Consider the following 17135-nt stretch of genomic DNA (forward strand, 5'->3'; position numbering starts at 1 on the left):
CGGCGGATATGGCGGGGCGGCTGCATCCGGGCTAGAGCACTACATCCGATCCGGTTGGATCGGATGTAGTGCTCTATTATATTGATAAATCGAGCATCTTTTTTCGATCAGATGATTCCATCTGATCGGATGATGCTCTAGGCTTCGGCCATGAACGACAGCTCATCCATCCTGTATATCGGCAGCCGCCGCTATTCCTCGTGGTCGCTGCGCGGGTGGCTGGCGGTGCGGCTCGCCGGGCTCGCGGCGGAGGAGCGGGTGATCCCGCTGGCCGGCGGGCATACCCCGGCGGTCAAGGCCGTCTCGCCCTCGGGCATGGTTCCGTTCCTCGAACACGCGGGCGCGCGCGTGTGGGACAGCCTCGCCATCATCGAGTATTGCGCCGAGATCGCGCCGCGGATCTGGCCGGCGGCGCGCATCGCCCGCGCCCATGCCCGCGCCATCGCCGCCGAGATGCATTCCGGGTTCCGCGACCTCCGCCTCGGCATGCCGATGAACTGCACGCGCACGCTGCCGCCCGCCGAGCCGGCGGCGGCGGTGCGCGCCGATCTCGACCGGATCGAGGCGATCTGGGCGGAGACGCGGGCGCGTTTCGGCGCCGGCGGGCCGTTCCTGTTCGGCGCGACGCTGACCGGGGCGGATGCGATGTATGCGCCGGTGGTCTCGCGGCTGCTGACCTACCGGCCGAAGGTCTCGGCGGCGACCGCGGCCTATATCGCCGCAGTGCGGGGGCATGAGCTGGTCGATGCCTGGTATCGCGCCGCCGCCGCCGAGCCGGAGGACTGGAAGATCGCCCGGTTCGAGGCATGATCGCGGCCGCCGGCCCTGGCGTGGCGGAGGGGGGCGGCGCGGCGGGCGAGACGATCGAGGCGGTGGCCGCCGCGGCGCGGGCCTGCACCGTCTGCGCCGCATCGCTGCCGCTCGGCCCGCGCCCGGTGTTCCGCATCTCGGCGACGGCGCGCGTGCTGATCATCGGACAGGCGCCGGGGACGAAGGTTCACGCGAGCGGGATTCCCTGGAACGATCCCTCGGGCGACCGGCTGCGCGACTGGCTCGGCATCGATCGCGCCACATTCTATGACGACAGCCGGATCGCGATCGTGCCGATGGGGCTGTGCTATCCGGGACGGCTGGCGCGCGGCGGCGACGCGCCGCCCCGGCCGGAATGCGGCAGGCTGTGGCAGGGGCGGCTGCGCGCGGCGATGCCGGCGATCCGCCTCACGCTGCTGGTCGGCAGCCACGCGATTCTTTATCATCTCGGCAAGGGATCGATGGAGGCGCGGGTGCGCGGCTTCGCCGCCCACCTGCCCGCGCGGTTTGCGCTGCCGCACCCCTCCTGGCGGACCCGGGCCTGGGCGGCGCGGCGGCCCTGGTTCGAGACCGAGGTGATCCCCGCCCTGCGCGACGCCTTCGCCGCCGCCCTCTCACCGCAAGGAGACCCGACATGATCCCCCGCCTGACCGATGCCGAACGCGCCGCCCTTGTCGACCTGTTGCCGGAATGGGCGCTGGCGAAGGACCGCGACGCGATCGAGCGGCGCTTCGCCTTCGCGAATTTCTCGGAGGCCTTCGCCTTCATGACCCGGGTCGCATTGCTGGCCGAGGCGCATGACCATCACCCGGAATGGTCGAACGTTTACAACCGGGTGTCGATCCTGCTCTCGACCCACGATGCGGGCGGGCTTTCGGCGCGCGATATCCGGCTGGCCGAGGCGATCGACCGGCTGGCCTGACGCCGCCGGCCTTTTCCGGCCCGCCGCCCTCCCCTATCGTTGCGGCGCAACCAGGGGAAAGCGATGAGCAGCAGGATCGACGACGTTCTCGCCCATATCGACAGCCAGCTCGACAGCGCGCGCGGGCGCTGGTTCGAGCTGCTGCGGATTCCCTCGATCAGCGCGCAGGGGCTGACCGAGGCCTCGCCGCATCGGGCGGATTGCCTGCGCGCCGCGACGCACATGCGCGACCTGCTCGGCGGCATGGGATTCGCGGCACGGCTGTCGGAGACCGCGGGTCTGCCCGGCGTGATCGCGACGCATCACCAGGCCGGGCCGGAGGCGCCGACCGTGCTGTATTACGGGCATTACGACGTGCAGCCGGCCGATCCGCTGGAATTGTGGGAGAGCGATCCGTTCGACCCGGTGCTGGCCGATCATCCCGAGGGGCCGCGGGTGATCGCCCGCGGCGCGGTGGACGACAAGGGCCAGGTGATGATGGTGCTGGAGGCGGTGCGCGCCTGGCTCGACGTGACGGGCGGCCTGCCGGTGAACCTCACCGTGCTGCTGGAGGGCGAGGAGGAGTGCGGCAGCCCCTCGCTCGCCGCCATGCTGGAGGCGGAGCGCGACGCGCTGAAGGCCGATTTCGTGCTCGTCGCCGACACCAACATGTGGGACCGGCAGACCCCGGCGATCACCACCAGCCTGCGCGGGCTCGCGGCGGTGGAGGTACGGATCTCGGGGCCGGCGCGCGACCTGCATTCCGGCCTGTTCGGCGGGCCGGCGCTCAACCCGATCCGCGCGCTGACGCGGATTCTGGGCGAGTTGTTCGACGCCGACGGGCGGATCGCGATTCCGGGGTTTTATGACGGGATTCTCGACATTCCGGCGGACGTGCTCGCCTCGTGGCGGGCGAGCGGGTTCGATGCGGCGGCCTGGCTCGGCGGGGTGGGCCTGCACCATGCGAGCGGCGAGCGCGGCTATTCGGCGCTGGAGCAGAACTGGGCGCGGCCGACCGCCGAGATCAACGGGATTTTCGGCGGCTATCAGGGCGAAGGCACCAAGACGGTGATTCCCGCCGAGGCGGGTGCGAAGCTCACATTCCGCCTGGTGCCGGGGCAGGACCCGGCGAGGGTGGTCGAGGGGTTCAGGGACTTCGTCAACGCGCGGCTGCTGCCCGACGCGACGGCGCGTTTCGAGGTGCATGGCGCCTCGGCCGGGCTGGTCGTGCCGGTCGATCTGCCCTTCGTGCGCGCGGCGCGGGCGGCGCTGGAACAGGAATTCGGCCGCGCGCCGGTGCTGGCCGGCTGCGGCGCGTCGATCCCGGTGGTCGAGGCGTTCGAGCGGCAGCTCGGGCTGAAGACGCTGCTGGTCGGCTTCGGGCTGGACGATGACCGTATCCACAGCCCGAACGAGAAATTCGAGATGCGGTGCTTTCATCGCGGCATGCGCGCCGAGGCGCGGATGCTCGCCGCCTTCGCCGGCTGACGCGGTGACGGGATTTCTCGTGGCATCCGGGTTGCGCGGCGCGGCGGGCGGGCCGTTCGACCTCGCCCTCGGGCGCGGCGCGGCGGTGGCGATCACCGGGCCGTCCGGTGCGGGCAAGTCGGTGCTGCTGCGGATGATCGCGGATCTCGACCCGCATGAGGGAGAGGTGACGCTGGGCGGGGCGGATCGCGCGGCGATGCCGGCACCGTCCTGGCGGCGGCGCGTCGCCTATCTGCCGGCCGAGCCGGGCTGGTGGCACGAAAGGGCGGCCGCGCATTTCCCCGACCGCGCGGCGGCCGAGGCGATGATGCCCTCGCTCGCCCTGGCACCGGCGCTGCTCGACCAGACGATCCACCGGCTGTCGACCGGCGAGCGGATGCGCCTCGCGCTGATCCGCACCATCCTGCCGCGGCCGGATGTGCTGCTGCTCGACGAGCCAACCGGCGCGCTCGATCCGAAGGCGACCGCGCTGGTCGAAGCGCTGCTGGCGCTGCGGCTCGCCGCCGGCACCGCGATCGTGATGGTGACGCATGACGAGGCGCAGGCGCAGCGACTCGGCGCGCAGCGGATGCATCTCGAAGCCGGGCGGCTGAACCTCGCATGACCCCGATCGACCTGACCCCGGCGGATCTGCTGATCGCCGCCTCGCTCGTGCTGGTGGACGCGCTGGCCTCGGTGCTGCTCGGCCTCCGGCTGCACCGGCAATTGCTGGTCGCGGCGGCGCGCTGCGCGGTGCAGCTGCTGCTGATCGGGTTTCTGCTCCGCTTCGTGTTCGCCGCCGAGGCGCCGCTGCTCACGCTCGGCATCATCCTGCTGATGGTCGCGATCGCGGGGCGCGAGGTCGCGGCACGGCCGGAGCGGCGGCTCGCGCGCCATGGCAACCAGATCGCCGGGCTCTCGGCGGTGGCGCTGGCCACCTTCATCACCGCGATTTTCGCGCTGGCCACCGCGATCCGCCCGGAACCGTGGTATGCCGCGCGCTATGCGATTCCGCTCGCCGGGATCATGCTCGGCAACGCGCTCAACGCCGCCTCGCTCTCGCTCGACGCGCTGCTCTCGGCGGTGACGCGCGAACGCGCCGCGATCGAGGCGCAGCTCGCCCTCGGGACGAGTTTCCGCGACGCGATGCGCCCGCTGCTCCGCGAGGCGGTGCGCCGGGGGATGCTGCCGATCGTCAACACCATGTCCGCCGCCGGGCTGGTGACGCTGCCCGGCATCATGACCGGGCAGATCCTGGCCGGGCTGTCGCCGGTTGCGGCGGTGAAATACCAGATCATGCTGATGTTCCTGCTCGCCGGGGCGACCGGCATCGCCGCCGTGGGGGCGGCCTATTTCGCGGCGCGACGGCTGACCGACGGGCGCGAGCGGCTGCGGCTCGACCGGCTGCACTGAAACGGGGCGCGGCGGTTTCGCCGCACTGACGGGGCGCGGCGGTTTCGCCGCACTGACGGGGCGCGGCGGTTTCGCCGCACTGACGGGGCGCGGCGGTTTCGCCGCACTGACGGGGCGCGGCGGTTTCGCCGCGACGCGATCTCCGATAGGAAGTCCGCATGGACCGCACGACAGACACCACCGCCCTGCCCCTCATTCCGCGCGCCGCCCTGTTCGGCAATCCGCGCCGGGCGGGGGCGCAGATCAGCCCCGATGGCGGCGCGATCGCCTTTCTCGCGCCGCGCGACGGGGTGATGAACCTGTTCGTCGCCCCGCGCGGGCGGATCGACGCGGCGCGGCCGCTGACCGACGAGCGGCGGCGCGGCATTCCGGGCTACGCCTGGGCGCATGACGGGCGGCATCTGCTCGTGGTCAAGGACAATGACGGGGATGAGAATTTCCATCTCCACGCCGTCGACCGCGAGACCGGCGCGATGCGCGACCTGACGCCGCACGGCCCGATCCAGGCGGGTATCGTCAAGCTCTCCCGCCGCCATCCCGGCGAGGCGGTGGTCAGCCACAACGCGCGCGATCCGCAATGGCCGGATCTCTACCGGATCGAGATCGCGACCGGGCGGGCGACGATGATCGCGGAGAATCCCGGCCTCGCCGGCTTCGATGTGGACGAGGATTTCACCCTGCGCCTCGCCGCGCGGCTGGAGGGCGATGGCAGCCAGACGGTGCTGCGCCCGGATGGCGCCGGCGGCTGGGCGCCGTTCATGCGCTTCGCGCCGGAAGACGCGATGACCTCGGGCGTGCTCGGCCTGTTCACCGCCGATGGGCGGACGACGCTGATGCTGAGCAGCGCCGGGCGCGATACCGCAGCACTCTTCCGCCTCGACCTCGAGACCGGCGCGGCCACGCTGCTCGCCGAGGATGCGCGGGCGGATATCGGCGAAATCATCGTCCGGCCGCACGAGAACACGCCGCTCGCCTATGGGGTGAATTACGAGCGCAACCGCTACGTGGCGCTCGACCCCGCGATCCAGCCGGATCTCGACGCGCTGGATGCTGCCGGGATCGGCGATTGGGGCATCCAGTCGCGCAGCGAGGACGACCGGTTCTGGATCGTCGGCGCCGCCTCGGACACGGCGCCCGGCGTCGCCTGGCTGTATGACCGCGAGAACCGCCAGCTCGAAAAACTCTACGACACGCGGCCCGACCTCGCCGCCGCCCCGCTCGCGCCGATGCGCCCGGTGGTGATCGCCGCACGGGACGGTCTGTCCCTCGTCTCCTACCTCACCGTGCCGCCGGATGCGGGCGCGGCGCCGCGCCCGCTGGTGCTGCTGGTGCATGGCGGGCCGTGGGCGCGGGATTCCTTCGGGTTCAACCCGTATCACCAGTGGCTGGCCAATCGGGGCTATGCCGTGCTCTCGGTCAATTTCCGGGCCTCGACCGGGTTCGGCAAGGCGTTCCTCACGGCCGGCGACCGCGAATGGGGCCGGGCGATGGATGACGACCTGCTGGACGCGGTGGACTGGGCGATCGGCCAGGGCATCGCCGATCCGGACCGGATCGCGATCATGGGCGGCTCCTATGGCGGCTATGCGACGCTCGCCGCGATGACCCGGCACCCCGAGCGCTATGCCTGCGGGGTGGATATTGTCGGCCCGTCCAATCTCGAAACCCTGCTCGCCACCATTCCGCCCTATTGGGAGGCGGGGCGCAGCATCTTCACCCGCGCGCTCGGCGACCCGGCAACGCCGGAGGGGGCGGCGCTGCTGCGCGAGCGCTCGCCGGTTCACCTTGCCGCGCACCTCGCCCGGCCGCTGCTGATCGGCCAGGGGGCGAACGACCCGCGGGTGAACCAGGCGGAATCCGACCAGATGGTGGCGGCGCTGAAGGAAAAGGGCATTCCCGTCACCTACGTCCTGTTCCCCGACGAGGGGCACGGCTTCGCGCGGCCGGAGAACAGCATCGCCTTCAACGCGATCACCGAGCATTTCCTCGCGACCCATCTCGGCGGCCGGGCGGAGGCGCTGGCGGCGGACGAGATCGGCCGCTCGACGGCTCAGCTCCTCGAAGGCGCGGACATCCTGCGATGACGGGCATCGTCACCCGCAAGCGCGTCATGATGGCGCTGGAGATTCTGTTCAATTTCCTGCTGCCCTGGACGGTCTATCACTTCAGCAAGCTGCATATCGGCGAGATTCACGCCATCATGGCCTCGGCCGCGCCGCCGATCGTGTGGAGTCTCGTGGAATTCGCCCGCCACCGGCGGGTGGACGCGATTTCGGTGATGGTGCTGGGCGGCATCGCGCTGTCGCTGCTCGGCTTCGCGCTCGGCGGCTCGCCCAAGCTGCTGCTGATGCGGGAATCGCTGATCACCGGGCTGATCGGCCTCGTGTTCATCGGCTCGGCGCTGATCCGCCGGCCGCTGATCTATGTGCTCGCCAGCGCCAGCCTGAAGCGGCAATCGGCCGAGGACAGCGCGGAATTCGAGGCGCATCGCGACCAGCCGGGATTCCGGCGGGTGATGAGCGTGATGACGATCGTCTGGGGCGTCGGGCTGGTGGCGGAGACGGCGGTGCGCAGCGTTCTGGTGTTTTCGCTGCCGGTCGGGCAGTTTCTCATCGTCGGGCCGGTCGTCGGCTATGCGACGATCGGGCTGCTGATGCTGTGGACGTTCCTTTATGGCCGCGCCGCCGAAAAAGCCGGGCTGATCGGCGAGTAAGGCGGCGGGCGGGGCGGGACCGGCGGCAGGGATTCGGTATTTATTAAAATTTATCTAATTAATTTGTAATATTTCAAATTTGTCTCATATACTGGGTGTCACGGACGGGTGCCTGGCGCATCGCGACCGCGCTTGAGACCCGGCCGGACCGCGAACGCCGCGGCTGGACGGCAATTCCGATGACGGCAGGCCTGCGGCGGGATTGGCCCGCATCGCAGGATGGAGGCGAGCAGGACATGACGGCCGGTTCCATTCCGCTGACCCTGACGCGCGCGCGGCAGCCGGCGACAGCCGCGCCGACGCCGCTGCGCGCGCTGATCGAGGCGTTCGACTGGGAGACAACGGCGCTCGGGCCGATCGGGTCGTGGCCGGCGATCCGCCGCCGCCGGATCGAGCTGATCTGCGCCTCGGATACCGCCATCGCCACCATGTGGGGGCGCGAGGGCGTGCTGATCTATAACGACGCCTGCGCCGCGCTGCTGGGGCGGTGGCATCCGCGCAGCCTCGGGCGGACGGCGCGCGAGGCGCCGGGCGGTGTGCGGCGGCTGGTTCGCGACATTCTCGGCCGCACCCTTGCGGGCGACTGCGTGATCCTGTCGGATCACTGCCTCGTCGCCGACCGGGACGGCACGCCGGAGCGGATCTGGCTGAGCCTGTCCTCGGTGCCGATCATCGATGGCGCCGGGCGGATCGACGGCGCGCATGTCGTGCTGCGCGACACCACGGCGCAGATGCGCGGGCGCGAGGCGGTGGAGGCGGAGCTGCGGCAGGCGCACAAGATGGACGCCATCGGCCAGATGACCGGCGGGATCTCGCACGATTTCAACAATATCCTGACCGGAATCCTCGGCAATCTCGACATGCTCGCGGCACGGCTCGAACAGGGCGAGACCGAGGCCGCGCGGTCGTATCTCGAAGGCGCGCGCAGCGCCGCATCCCGCGCCGCCGGGCTCACCCAGCGCCTGCTCGCGTTCGCGCGCCGGCAGACGCTGGCGCCGGACGTGATCGATATCGGCGCGCTGATCGAGGACATGCGCGAGCTGATCGACCGCATGGCCGGCCCGGCGATCGCGGTGCGGACATCGTGCCCGCCGGATATCCGGCCCGGCTTCTGCGACCGCAACCAGCTGGAGAACGCGCTGCTCAACCTCGCGATCAACGCGCGCGACGCCATGCCGGAGGGCGGGGTGCTGACGCTGGACGCGGCGAACGCGGCGCTGGGCCCGCCGCCGCGCGGCCAGAGCCGGAAGGCCGGGGCGTATGTGCGGATCGGCATCGCCGATACCGGCTGCGGGATGACGGAGACGGTGCTGGCACAGGCTTTCGAACCCTTCTTCACCACCAAGCCCGCCGGCCAGGGCACCGGGCTCGGCCTGTCGATGGTCTATGGCTTCGTCCAGCAATCGGGCGGGCATGTCGAGATCGCCAGCCGGATCGGCGAGGGCACAAGGGTCAGCCTGTTCATCCCCTGCCCTGCCCCGGACGCCTCGGCGGCGGCGACGACAGGAGAGGCGGCGGCGGCGGGCGATTCGGCGCCGCACGCGGCATGGCTGCCGGCGGGGCGCGATGTCGTGCTGATCGTCGATGACGAGGATGCGCTGCGGACGCTGCTGGCCGACATGCTGGGCGAGCAGGGATTCGCCGTGCGGCAGGCGGCGGACGCCGAATCCGGCCTCGACTGGCTGCGCGCGGATGCGGCGATCGGGCTGCTGATCGCCGATATCGGCCTGCCCGGCGCGATGAACGGGCTCGCCCTCGCCGCCCGCGCGCGGCAGATGCGGCCGGACCTGCCGGTTCTGTTCGTCACCGGCCTCGCCGGGGCGACGGGGCACAAGGCGGGGGGGCGGACGGCGACGCTGCGCAAGCCCTTCACCTTCGACTGCCTGCGCCGGCAGCTCTTCCACCTGCTGCACGGCGATGCCGACCGGATGGACCGGCGGGCGGAGTGAAGCCTCGGGGGGCTGCGCCGGTCAGGACGTTGCGAGGTGCCGCAGCGCCCGGGCCTGCTCGGGCCAGTTCGGCAGGCCGCGCGCGTGTTGCCAGGCGATGGCTCCCATCTGCGCGCGCAAAGCGGGGCTGAAGACGAGCCGGCGCATCGCCTTGCCGAGCTGGGCCACGTCATCCACCGGGGCGACGATTCCGGCACCGGTCGGCACCAGTTCGCCGGCCGCGCCACCCTCGGTGATGGCGACCGGCAGACCCCGCGCCATCGCCTCGGCGATCGCCATGCCGAACCCCTCGAACCTTGTGGCGAGGGCGAAGAGATCGGCTTCGGCCCAGGCGGCCTCGAGCGCGCTGCCGGCGAGCGGCCCGCGCCGCTCCACCTGGCTGGCGACGCCAAGCTCGGCGGCAAGCCGGTCGAGCCCCTCGGCATAGGCCGGGTCGCGCATTTCGCCGGCGATCACCAGCCGCCAGTCGAGATCGTGCAGCGAGGCGAGCGCGCGGATCAGGACGTCATGCCCCTTGCGATAGGTCAGCGTGCCGAGGGAGAGCACGGTGCACGGGCTGCCATCGGGCAGGACCGGGTTGAGCGTGCGGCATTCGTAGCGGTCGGTTCCCGGGACGAGAACGCTGATCCGGTCGCTCAGCACGCCGAATTCGGCGGACAGGCGCCCGGCGATCGGCGCGCTCGCGGCGATGACCCGGGCGAAGCCGGGCAGCGCCTCCCGCTCCAGCGCCTTGAAGGCCTGCCGCAGCTCTTCTGGCGTGCCGGGCTCGAGCGAGGTCGGGTGATGGATGAGGGCGAAGGCGCCGCGCGCCTGCAGCGCCGGGATCGCGGCGCGGGCATGGGCGAAGGCCGCGCCCTCCAGCAGGATCGGGCCATCCGGCCGCAGACGATCGGCGAAATCGGCGCCGACCGGTTGATCGAGCGCGAAGATCTCGGCGCCGCCGCCCGCCTCGCGCCAGGCGGCGAGCAGGCGGCGATGGTAGAACGAGGCCCCGGTCACCGAGTCGAACGGGGCTTCCGTGATCAGGATCAGCTTCATGCCCGGGCCATGCCACAGCCGGCCCGATCTGGCCAGAGATACGCGTTGGGAGGAGACGCGGCTGGATCAGGCGCGCAGGCTGAAGGCGACCGGCGCAACCGGGCGGCCGGCGGCGTCCTGCGCGTAGGATTGCAGCGGCTCGACCGCGGCGCGGCTGGTGTCGAGCGCCTGCATGATCGTGCGGATCACGCGCTGCTGGGTCTCGATCGCACCGCGCAGAAGCGCGCCGTTGGCGCTGATCGCCGTGTCAAGGCGACGCTGCGCCGCCTCGGCCTGCCGGCGCTCGCGCGGCGGCAGCGCCGCGCCGGTTTCGAAGGCGGCCTCGAAATCGGCGATGGCGCCGCGCTTCGCCGCTTCCAGAGTGGCGCTGGAGGCGAAATCCTGCAGGGAGAGGAGGCGGTTTTCCTCTTCGAGGACGGCGGCGAGGGCGTTGGCGGCGGCGATGGGGCCGCGAGCCGAGGCTTCGGTGTTCATGAGCCGGTTCCTGGGGATGGGGATGGAGATGGGGATGGACTCGGGACGGAGGCGGAGGCGGCGGGCTGGGGTTTGGTGCTGTCGCGCTCGGCGAGGAGCGCCTTTTCGATCATCGGCGCGAGGCCGAGTCCGCCGCGCGCCTCGATCGATTTCGCGACCGCGTCGATGAAGAAGGGACGGAACGATTTCTCGACCGCGCCGCCGCTGAACGGCGCCGCTGCGGAGCCGGCGGAGGCGAACATCGGCTTGAGCAGCTGGGCGATCGCCATCGCCTCGAATTTGTGGGCGGCGTGGACGATGGCCTGATCGCTCATCGGCGCGGTGCCGCGGGCGGGCGGGGTCGCGACGGGCCGGGTGAGCGGATCGAGCGCGGCGCCGGCGGGGCCTGCGAGCGGGGTCAGGGTCATTGCACGACCAGCCGCGCCTGCAGGGCGCCGGCCGCCTTGATCGCCTGGAGGATGCTGATCATGTCGTGCGGCGCGACGCCGAGCGCGTTCAGGCTGGAGACCAGCTGTTGCAGGCTGATATTGCCCTGGACGATATCCATTCTCTTGCCCTTGCCCTTCTTGACGGAAATCGAGGTCTGCGCGGTCGAGACCGTGTTGCCGCCGGCCAGCGGGTTGGGCTGGCTGACCACCGGGGTGTTCTTCACGGTCACGGTGATGTTGCCCTCGTCGATCGCGACGGTGCTGATGCGCACATTCGCGCCCATCACGATCGTGCCCGTCGCCTCGTCGACCACGACGACCGCGGGCGTGGAGGGCTGGACGCGCAGATCCTCGATATCGGCGAGATTCTGCACGACGTTGCGGCCCTCGAGATCGAGGGTGATGGTGCGCGGATCATCGACCGTGGCGATGCCGGGGCCGAGACGCTCGTTGATGACGCGGGCGATGCGCATCGCGGTGGTGAAATCGGGGTTGCGCAGTTCGAGCTTGGGCTGTTTCTGCGAGGCCAGCTTGAAATTGACCGAACGCTCGACGATGGCGCCGTTGGTGATCCGGCCGACGGTGGGCACGCCCTGGGTGAAGGAGGCATTCGCCCCCGCCGCCTGGATCGCGCCGGTGACCAGCGAGCCCTGGGCCACGGCATAGACCCGGCCATCGGCGCCGAGCAGCGGGGTGACGAGCAGCGTGCCGCCGGTCAGGTCGGTCGCGTCGCCCATCGCCGAGACGGTGACGTCGATCGTCTCGCCGCTATGGACGAAGGCGGGCAGGTTCGCCGTGACCATGACGGCGGCGATGTCCTTGGTTTGCAGGTTCGCCGCCTGGCTCTGGGTGTTGACGCCGAGGCGTTCGAGCATGCCGATCAGCGACTGGCGGGTGAAGACCGAGTTGTTGAGCGAATCGCCGGTGCCCTTGAGCCCGACGACCAGGCCGTAGCCGACGAGCTGGTTGTTGCGGACCCCCTGGATGTCGGTGATGTCCTTGATCCGCACCTCGGCGAAGGCCGGGCGCGCGCAGGCGAACAGCAGATAGCACGCTGCCCAGAGCAGCAGCATCGCGGCGCGCCAGCGATGCCGGCCGCAGCAACAGATATCAAGGAAATTTCGGGTCATCGGGCGCGATCATTTTGGTCACGCGGTGGAGTTTCGCAGGAAAAGGTTAATACTTTGCAGCTAAGAGACGGTCTGGCCGGATGAAAGCTGCGCGCCGGCATGGGGCGCGAGGAGGCGGGAATGACACGGATTGCAGGACTGGGCGGGCCGGGCGGCATCGGCGGCACCGCGCGCGGCGGCAAGGCGAGGCCGGCCGGCGAGAGCTTCAGCCTCGCCGCCCCGGCGCAGCAGGAAACCCCCGCGCTCGCGCCGGTCAGCGTCGCCGCGCTGATCGGGCTGCAGGACGAGAGCGGCGAGGCCCGCCGGCAGGGCGCGGCGCGGCGCGGCGGCGAACGCGCGCTCGGCGCGCTGGCCGCGCTGCAACGGGCAGTGCTGGGCGGCACCGCGCCCGATCTCGACGCGCTGGCGCGGAGCGCGGCGGAGATCGAGCTTCCGGCCGACCCGGCGCTGCGCGCCATCGTCGGCGCGATCCGCCTGCGCGCGCGGGTCGAACTCGCCCGCCACGGAAGGTTGTGACTATAAGGTGAATTGCAGCCTCTCCGCCCTTGGCGGCGGCGGGCGGCACGGGTATAAGCCGCCAACCTGTGGCCTCACCCATACCGACCCCGGGGCCCGTGCGTTGGAGGAACTGACATTCATGTTAATTACTCTTGCACCGGACTACATCCCGAGCGACGATGAAGAGTTCATGAACCCGACCCAGGTCGAGTTCTTCCGGCAGAGGCTGCTCCGCTGGCGGCACGACCTGCTGATGGAGGCGAACGGGACCCTCGCCAGCCTGTCCGAAGGCGGCATCCTGGAGCCCGACATCACCGATCGCGCGAGCGTGGAGACCGACCGGGCGCTGGAACTGCGCACCCGCGACCGCGCCCGCAAGCTGATCGGCAAGATCGACCAGGCGCTGGCGCGGATCGAGGCCGGCACCTACGGCTATTGCGAGGAAACCGGCGAGCCGATCGGGCTGAAGCGGCTGATGGCGCGGCCGATCGCGACATTGTCGATCGAGGCGCAGGAACGCCACGAGCGGCAGGAACGCATCCAGCGGGACGACTGAGGGGGCTTTTCAATCATCCGCGGCCGGCGGGTCAGAGGCCCGCGAGGTCGCGGAATTCAGCCTCGCTCAGAATGGTGACGCCGAGGCTCGCGGCCTTTGCCGCCTTCGAGCCGGCTTCCGCACCCACCACCACGAAATCGGTCTTTTTCGAGACCGATTCGGTGACTTTCGCGCCCAGCGCCTCCGCCCGGGCCTTCGCCTCCGGGCGGGTCAGCGTTTCCAGCGTGCCGGTGAAGACGATCGTCTTGCCGGCGAACGCGCCGCCTTCCGCCGCAACCTCGTCCTCGATGGTCAGCATCGGCACCAGCCGGTCGAGCAGGTCGCGGTTGTGCGGCTCGGCGAAGAAGCCGGCGAGTTCCTCGGCGATCGACGGGCCGATGCCGGAAATCGAGCCGAGTTCCAGCCGCGCATCCGAGCCGATCACGCCGGCCTGCTCCATCTGCTGGCGCCAGGTGGCATAGGAAGAATAGTGGCGGGCCAGCAGCTTCGCGTTCTGCTCGCCGATCCGCCGTATGCCGAGGGCGAAGATGAAGCGGGCGAGCGGCACCCGCCGGCGCGCCTCGATCGCGGCGACGAGCTTGCGCGCCGAAACCTCGCCCCAGCCCTCCAGCGCCGCGATCGCGGCCTCGCGGTCGCGCAGGGAGAAAATGTCCGCCGGGCTCAGAAGCCAGCCCAGGGCGTGGAACTGCTCGACCGTCCGCTCCCCCATCCCCTCGATGTCGAAGGCGGCGCGGGCGCAGAAATGGATCAGCCGCTCGACGACCTGGGCCGGGCAGCTCAGCCCGCCGGTGCAGCGGCGCACCACCTCGCCGGCCGGGCGGATCGCCAGCGCGCCGCAGGCCGGGCAGTGATCGGGGAAGACGAAGGGGGCCGAATCGGCCGGCCGGCGCTCGGGCAGGGCGCGGAGGATCTGCGGGATCACGTCGCCGGCGCGCTGGAGTTCGACCGTGTCGCCGATTCGCACGTCCTTGCGGGCGATCTCGTCCTCGTTGTGCAGGGTCGCGTGGCTGACCAGCACGCCGCCGACATTGACCGGGTCGAGCCGGGCGCGGGGGGTGAGCGCGCCGGTGCGGCCGACCTGGATGTCGATCGCGCGCAGCGTGGTGAGCGCCCGCTCGGCGGGGAATTTCCACGCCACCGCCCAGCGCGGGGCGCGGCCGGCGAAGCCGAGACGCTCCTGCAACGCGAGGTCGTCGATCTTGTAGACGACGCCGTCGATATCGTAGTCGAGCCCGGCGCGGCGTTCGGCCACCGCGCGCTGGAAGGCTTCCGCGCCCGCCTCGCTCACCCGCTCGGCCAGCGGATTCACCGGGAAGCCCCAGCGCCGCAGCGTCGCCAGATAGTCCCAATGGGTCTCGCCCACCGCAGCGCTTGCGGCACCCCGCGCATAGGCGAACAGCGAGAGCCGGCGGGCGGCGGTGATCGCAGGGTCGAGCTGGCGGAGGCTGCCGGCGGCGGCGTTGCGCGGGTTGGCGAACTGGCGGGACTGGCCCTGGTTGAGGGCGACGAAATCGGCCTTGGTCATGTAGACCTCGCCGCGGATCTCGATGAAGTCGGGCGCGTCCTCCGGCAGGGTCGCGGGCAGTTCGCGCAGGGTGCGGAGGTTTTCGGTGACGTCCTCGCCCTCGGCGCCGTCGCCGCGCGTCGCGCCGCGGGCGAAGCGGCGGTTCTCGTAGGTCAGCGAGATCGACAGGCCGTCGATCTTGGGTTCGGCGACGAAGGCCAGCGGCGCCGCGCCGAGGCCGAGAAAGCGGCGGATGCTGGCGCAGAACTCGGCGAAATCGGCCGGCTCGAACACGTTGTCGAGCGAGAGCATGGGCAGGCGGTGGCGCAGCTTGCCGAAGGCGCCGGCGGGGGCGGCGCCGACCTGGTCGAGCGTCGCGGCGAGTTCGGGATGGCGGGCGCGCAGCGACTCGGCCTCGCGCCGCAGGGCGTCGTAGGCGGCGTCGTCCATGATCGGCGCATCGTCGCGGTGATAGGCGGCATCCGCCGCGGCGAGGCGGGCGAGCAGCTCGGCGAGGCGGGCCCTGGGATCGGCCGCGGCGGCGGGGGCGGGCGGGCGGGCGCTCACGAGCGGCCCAGCAGGCTGCGCGCGGCGTCGCGCGCGGCGTCGGTAATCGTTTCTCCGGCAAGCATGCGGGCGATTTCCTCCTGCCGGGCGGCGGCGTCAAGCCGGCTGATGAGCGTCATCGCGCGGTCGCGCCCGCTGGCCTTGCTGACCTGGAAATGCGAATCGGCGCGGGCGGCGACCTGGGGCGAATGGGTGACGACGAGAACCTGGGTCTCGCGCGCGATGCGGGCGAGGCGCTCGCCCACCGCCGCGGCGGTGGCGCCGCCGATGCCGCTGTCCACCTCGTCGAAGATCAGGGCTGCGACGGGGGATTCGCCGGCCAGCACCACGTTCAGCGCCAGCAGCAGGCGTGACAGCTCGCCGCCGGAGGCGACCTTGTCGAGCGGGCCGGGCGCGCTGCCGGGGTTGGTGGCGACGAGGAAGCGCACCGAATCGGCGCCGTTCGCGTTCCACTGCGCCTCCGGCAGGTCGGCGCGGGCGACGAGGAAGCGGGCGCGGTCGAGCCGGAGCGGGGGAAGCTCGGCGGCGATGGCGGCGGCGAGGCGCTCGGCCGCCGCCTGCCGCGCGGCACTCAGCGCCGCGGCCGCCGCGCCATAGGCGGCGCGGGCGGCGCGGCTCGCCGCCTCGGCGCGGGAGAGCGCCTCGGTGCCGGCGTCGAGCGTGGCGAGGCGGGCGCGGAACTGTTCGAGCAGGGCGGGCAGCTCGATGACGGGAACCGCGTGCTTGCGCGCCATGCCGCGCAGGGCGAACAGCCGCTCCTCGATCGCCTCGAGCCCGCGCGGGTCGGCCTCGGCCTCGGAAACCGCGCGGGAGAGCAGGGTTTCGGCCTCGGCCAGGGCTTCCTCGGCGCGCTCGATCGCGGCGAGTGCGGGGCCGATGGACGCGCCCTGCTCGGCCTCGGCGATGCGGGCGAGCGCGCGGGCGGCCGCGCGCAGCGTCGCCGCCGGGCCGGCGGAGCGGCGCTCGCGCGGGGCCAGCTCGGCGAGCGCGCCGCCGATCGCCTCGGCGCGGCGCTCCGCCCCCTGCAGGCGCTGGCGGGCGGCGGCCAGTTCCTCCTCCTCGCCGGCGCGCGGCGCGAGGGTCGCCAGCTCGTCGACCGCGTGGCGGAGGAAATCCTCGTCGCGCCTCGCGGAGTCGAGCGCCGCCTCGGCCGCGGCGCGCGCCGCCTCGGCCGCGCGCCAGGTGGCGAAGGCGGCGGCCACCTCGTCGCGCAGCGCGGGCGCGACGCCGAAACGGTCGAGCATGTCGCGCTGGGTGGCGGGGTCGGTCAGGCCGAACTGGGCGTGCTGGCCCTGGATCTCGATCAGCAGATCGGCCACCCGGCGCAGCAGGGCGACGCTCACCGGCTGGTCGTTGACCAGGGCTCGCGACTTGCCACCGCGCGAGAGGATGCGACGGAGCAGGATTTCATCGCCGGGTTCGATCCCCTGCTCGGCCAGCAGCGCCATTGCCGGGTGCGTGGCGGGAATCGCGAAGGAGGCGGTGACGACCGCCTGGGCGGCGCCGGAGCGCACCAGCGCGGCATCGGCGCGGTCGCCCAGGGCGAGGCCGAGCGAATCGAGCAGGATGGACTTGCCGGCGCCGGTTTCGCCGGTGAAGACGGTCAGGCCCGGGGCGAAGCCGATATCCAGCCGGTCGATCAGGACGACATCGCGGATGGACAGCGCCGTGAGCATGGCTCCGCGCC

At 71.6% G+C, this 17135-nt stretch carries 17 protein-coding genes; 11 read left to right on the plus strand and 6 right to left on the minus strand.

The annotated features are described in order from the left end of the window. Positions 1 to 150 precede the first annotated feature (150 nt). The 9 genes from ACIDOCELLA78_RS000000107695 (at position 151) to ACIDOCELLA78_RS000000107735 (ending at position 9253) form a co-directional block, all read left to right on the plus strand. Positions 151 to 810, plus strand: a complete 660-nt coding sequence (locus tag ACIDOCELLA78_RS000000107695; RefSeq protein ID WP_201729085.1) for a glutathione S-transferase family protein — start codon at positions 151 to 153, stop codon at positions 808 to 810. Next, on the plus strand, positions 807 to 1448 hold the full coding sequence (locus tag ACIDOCELLA78_RS000000107700) for a uracil-DNA glycosylase family protein (protein WP_201729086.1): 642 nt from the start codon (positions 807 to 809) through the stop codon (positions 1446 to 1448). Before ACIDOCELLA78_RS000000107695 ends, ACIDOCELLA78_RS000000107700 begins: the two co-directional genes overlap by 4 nt. Continuing rightward, positions 1445 to 1732 carry a 4a-hydroxytetrahydrobiopterin dehydratase gene (locus tag ACIDOCELLA78_RS000000107705; RefSeq protein WP_201729087.1) on the plus strand — a complete coding sequence of 96 codons (288 nt, stop codon included), beginning with the start codon at positions 1445 to 1447 and terminating at the stop codon, positions 1730 to 1732. Before ACIDOCELLA78_RS000000107700 ends, ACIDOCELLA78_RS000000107705 begins: the two co-directional genes overlap by 4 nt. A 63-nt stretch (positions 1733 to 1795) precedes the next feature. Then, positions 1796 to 3199, plus strand: a complete 1404-nt coding sequence (locus ACIDOCELLA78_RS000000107710; RefSeq protein ID WP_201729088.1) for a dipeptidase — start codon at positions 1796 to 1798, stop codon at positions 3197 to 3199. Between the two features lie 4 nt (positions 3200 to 3203). Then, the gene (locus ACIDOCELLA78_RS000000107715) at positions 3204 to 3803 is read left to right on the plus strand and encodes an ATP-binding cassette domain-containing protein (RefSeq protein WP_201729089.1); all 600 of its coding nucleotides are present in this window, start codon (positions 3204 to 3206) and stop codon (positions 3801 to 3803) included. After that, complete coding sequence (locus ACIDOCELLA78_RS000000107720) at positions 3800 to 4591, plus strand: ABC transporter permease (RefSeq protein WP_201729090.1); 792 nt, start codon at positions 3800 to 3802, stop codon at positions 4589 to 4591. Before ACIDOCELLA78_RS000000107715 ends, ACIDOCELLA78_RS000000107720 begins: the two co-directional genes overlap by 4 nt. A gap of 158 nt (positions 4592 to 4749) precedes the next feature. Next, a complete protein-coding gene (locus ACIDOCELLA78_RS000000107725; protein ID WP_201729091.1) occupies positions 4750 to 6675 on the plus strand; it encodes a S9 family peptidase in 1926 nt (641 codons plus the stop codon). Beyond that, positions 6672 to 7304, plus strand: a complete 633-nt coding sequence (locus ACIDOCELLA78_RS000000107730; RefSeq protein ID WP_201729092.1) for a VC0807 family protein — start codon at positions 6672 to 6674, stop codon at positions 7302 to 7304. The genes ACIDOCELLA78_RS000000107725 and ACIDOCELLA78_RS000000107730 overlap by 4 nt, the downstream gene beginning before the upstream one ends. A gap of 95 nt (positions 7305 to 7399) precedes the next feature. Continuing rightward, positions 7400 to 9253 carry an ATP-binding protein gene (locus tag ACIDOCELLA78_RS000000107735; RefSeq protein ID WP_249676156.1) on the plus strand — a complete coding sequence of 618 codons (1854 nt, stop codon included), beginning with the start codon at positions 7400 to 7402 and terminating at the stop codon, positions 9251 to 9253. Positions 9254 to 9274: 21 nt separating this feature from the next. On the opposite strand, the gene ACIDOCELLA78_RS000000107740 is transcribed toward ACIDOCELLA78_RS000000107735, so the two are convergent. The 4 genes from ACIDOCELLA78_RS000000107740 to ACIDOCELLA78_RS000000107755 all read right to left on the minus strand — a co-directional run bounded on the left by ACIDOCELLA78_RS000000107740 (position 9275) and on the right by ACIDOCELLA78_RS000000107755 (position 12323). Then, positions 9275 to 10291, minus strand: coding sequence for a glycosyltransferase family 4 protein (locus ACIDOCELLA78_RS000000107740; RefSeq protein WP_201729094.1), 1017 nt, complete (start codon positions 10289 to 10291; stop codon positions 9275 to 9277). A gap of 66 nt (positions 10292 to 10357) precedes the next feature. Then, entirely contained in the window at positions 10358 to 10765 is a 408-nt protein-coding gene (locus ACIDOCELLA78_RS000000107745) for a hypothetical protein (RefSeq protein ID WP_201729095.1), read from the minus strand. Beyond that, on the minus strand, positions 10762 to 11172 hold the full coding sequence (locus tag ACIDOCELLA78_RS000000107750) for a rod-binding protein (protein WP_201729096.1): 411 nt from the start codon (positions 11170 to 11172) through the stop codon (positions 10762 to 10764). Before ACIDOCELLA78_RS000000107750 ends, ACIDOCELLA78_RS000000107745 begins: the two co-directional genes overlap by 4 nt. Next, complete coding sequence (locus ACIDOCELLA78_RS000000107755; protein WP_201729097.1) at positions 11169 to 12323, minus strand: flagellar basal body P-ring protein FlgI; 1155 nt, start codon at positions 12321 to 12323, stop codon at positions 11169 to 11171. Before ACIDOCELLA78_RS000000107755 ends, ACIDOCELLA78_RS000000107750 begins: the two co-directional genes overlap by 4 nt. 120 nt (positions 12324 to 12443) lie before the next feature. Here ACIDOCELLA78_RS000000107755 and ACIDOCELLA78_RS000000107760 point away from each other — a divergent pair, with 120 nt between their 5' ends. After that, positions 12444 to 12839, plus strand: coding sequence for a flagellar assembly protein FliX (locus tag ACIDOCELLA78_RS000000107760; protein ID WP_201729098.1), 396 nt, complete (start codon positions 12444 to 12446; stop codon positions 12837 to 12839). A gap of 121 nt (positions 12840 to 12960) precedes the next feature. Further along, complete coding sequence (gene dksA, locus ACIDOCELLA78_RS000000107765) at positions 12961 to 13377, plus strand: RNA polymerase-binding protein DksA (protein WP_201729099.1); 417 nt, start codon at positions 12961 to 12963, stop codon at positions 13375 to 13377. 31 nt (positions 13378 to 13408) lie between these two features. On the opposite strand, the gene ligA is transcribed toward dksA, so the two are convergent. Together ligA and recN are read right to left on the minus strand one after the other, a co-directional pair. After that, positions 13409 to 15448 carry an NAD-dependent DNA ligase LigA gene (gene ligA / locus ACIDOCELLA78_RS000000107770; RefSeq protein WP_201729100.1) on the minus strand — a complete coding sequence of 680 codons (2040 nt, stop codon included), beginning with the start codon at positions 15446 to 15448 and terminating at the stop codon, positions 13409 to 13411. After that, complete coding sequence (gene recN, locus ACIDOCELLA78_RS000000107775; RefSeq protein ID WP_201729101.1) at positions 15445 to 17124, minus strand: DNA repair protein RecN; 1680 nt, start codon at positions 17122 to 17124, stop codon at positions 15445 to 15447. The genes ligA and recN overlap by 4 nt, the downstream gene beginning before the upstream one ends. Positions 17125 to 17135: the final 11 nt, after the last annotated feature.

The organism is Acidocella sp. C78 (assembly GCF_907164655.1).

Bases quoted from the DNA above. Each gene is read 5' to 3' on its own strand.
- ACIDOCELLA78_RS000000107695 (WP_201729085.1), top strand. From the start codon at position 151: ATGAACGACAGCTCATCCATCCTGTATATCGGCAGCCGCCGCTATTCC.
- ACIDOCELLA78_RS000000107700 (WP_201729086.1), top strand. From the start codon at position 807: ATGATCGCGGCCGCCGGCCCTGGCGTGGCGGAGGGGGGCGGCGCGGCG.
- ACIDOCELLA78_RS000000107705 (WP_201729087.1), top strand. From the start codon at position 1,445: ATGATCCCCCGCCTGACCGATGCCGAACGCGCCGCCCTTGTCGACCTG.
- ACIDOCELLA78_RS000000107710 (WP_201729088.1), top strand. From the start codon at position 1,796: ATGAGCAGCAGGATCGACGACGTTCTCGCCCATATCGACAGCCAGCTC.
- ACIDOCELLA78_RS000000107720 (WP_201729090.1), top strand. From the start codon at position 3,800: ATGACCCCGATCGACCTGACCCCGGCGGATCTGCTGATCGCCGCCTCG.
- ACIDOCELLA78_RS000000107725 (WP_201729091.1), top strand. From the start codon at position 4,750: ATGGACCGCACGACAGACACCACCGCCCTGCCCCTCATTCCGCGCGCC.
- ACIDOCELLA78_RS000000107730 (WP_201729092.1), top strand. From the start codon at position 6,672: ATGACGGGCATCGTCACCCGCAAGCGCGTCATGATGGCGCTGGAGATT.
- ACIDOCELLA78_RS000000107740 (WP_201729094.1), bottom strand. From the start codon at position 10,291: ATGAAGCTGATCCTGATCACGGAAGCCCCGTTCGACTCGGTGACCGGG.
- ACIDOCELLA78_RS000000107745 (WP_201729095.1), bottom strand. From the start codon at position 10,765: ATGAACACCGAAGCCTCGGCTCGCGGCCCCATCGCCGCCGCCAACGCC.
- ACIDOCELLA78_RS000000107750 (WP_201729096.1), bottom strand. From the start codon at position 11,172: ATGACCCTGACCCCGCTCGCAGGCCCCGCCGGCGCCGCGCTCGATCCG.
- ACIDOCELLA78_RS000000107755 (WP_201729097.1), bottom strand. From the start codon at position 12,323: ATGACCCGAAATTTCCTTGATATCTGTTGCTGCGGCCGGCATCGCTGG.
- ACIDOCELLA78_RS000000107760 (WP_201729098.1), top strand. From the start codon at position 12,444: ATGACACGGATTGCAGGACTGGGCGGGCCGGGCGGCATCGGCGGCACC.
- dksA (WP_201729099.1), top strand. From the start codon at position 12,961: ATGTTAATTACTCTTGCACCGGACTACATCCCGAGCGACGATGAAGAG.
- recN (WP_201729101.1), bottom strand. From the start codon at position 17,124: ATGCTCACGGCGCTGTCCATCCGCGATGTCGTCCTGATCGACCGGCTG.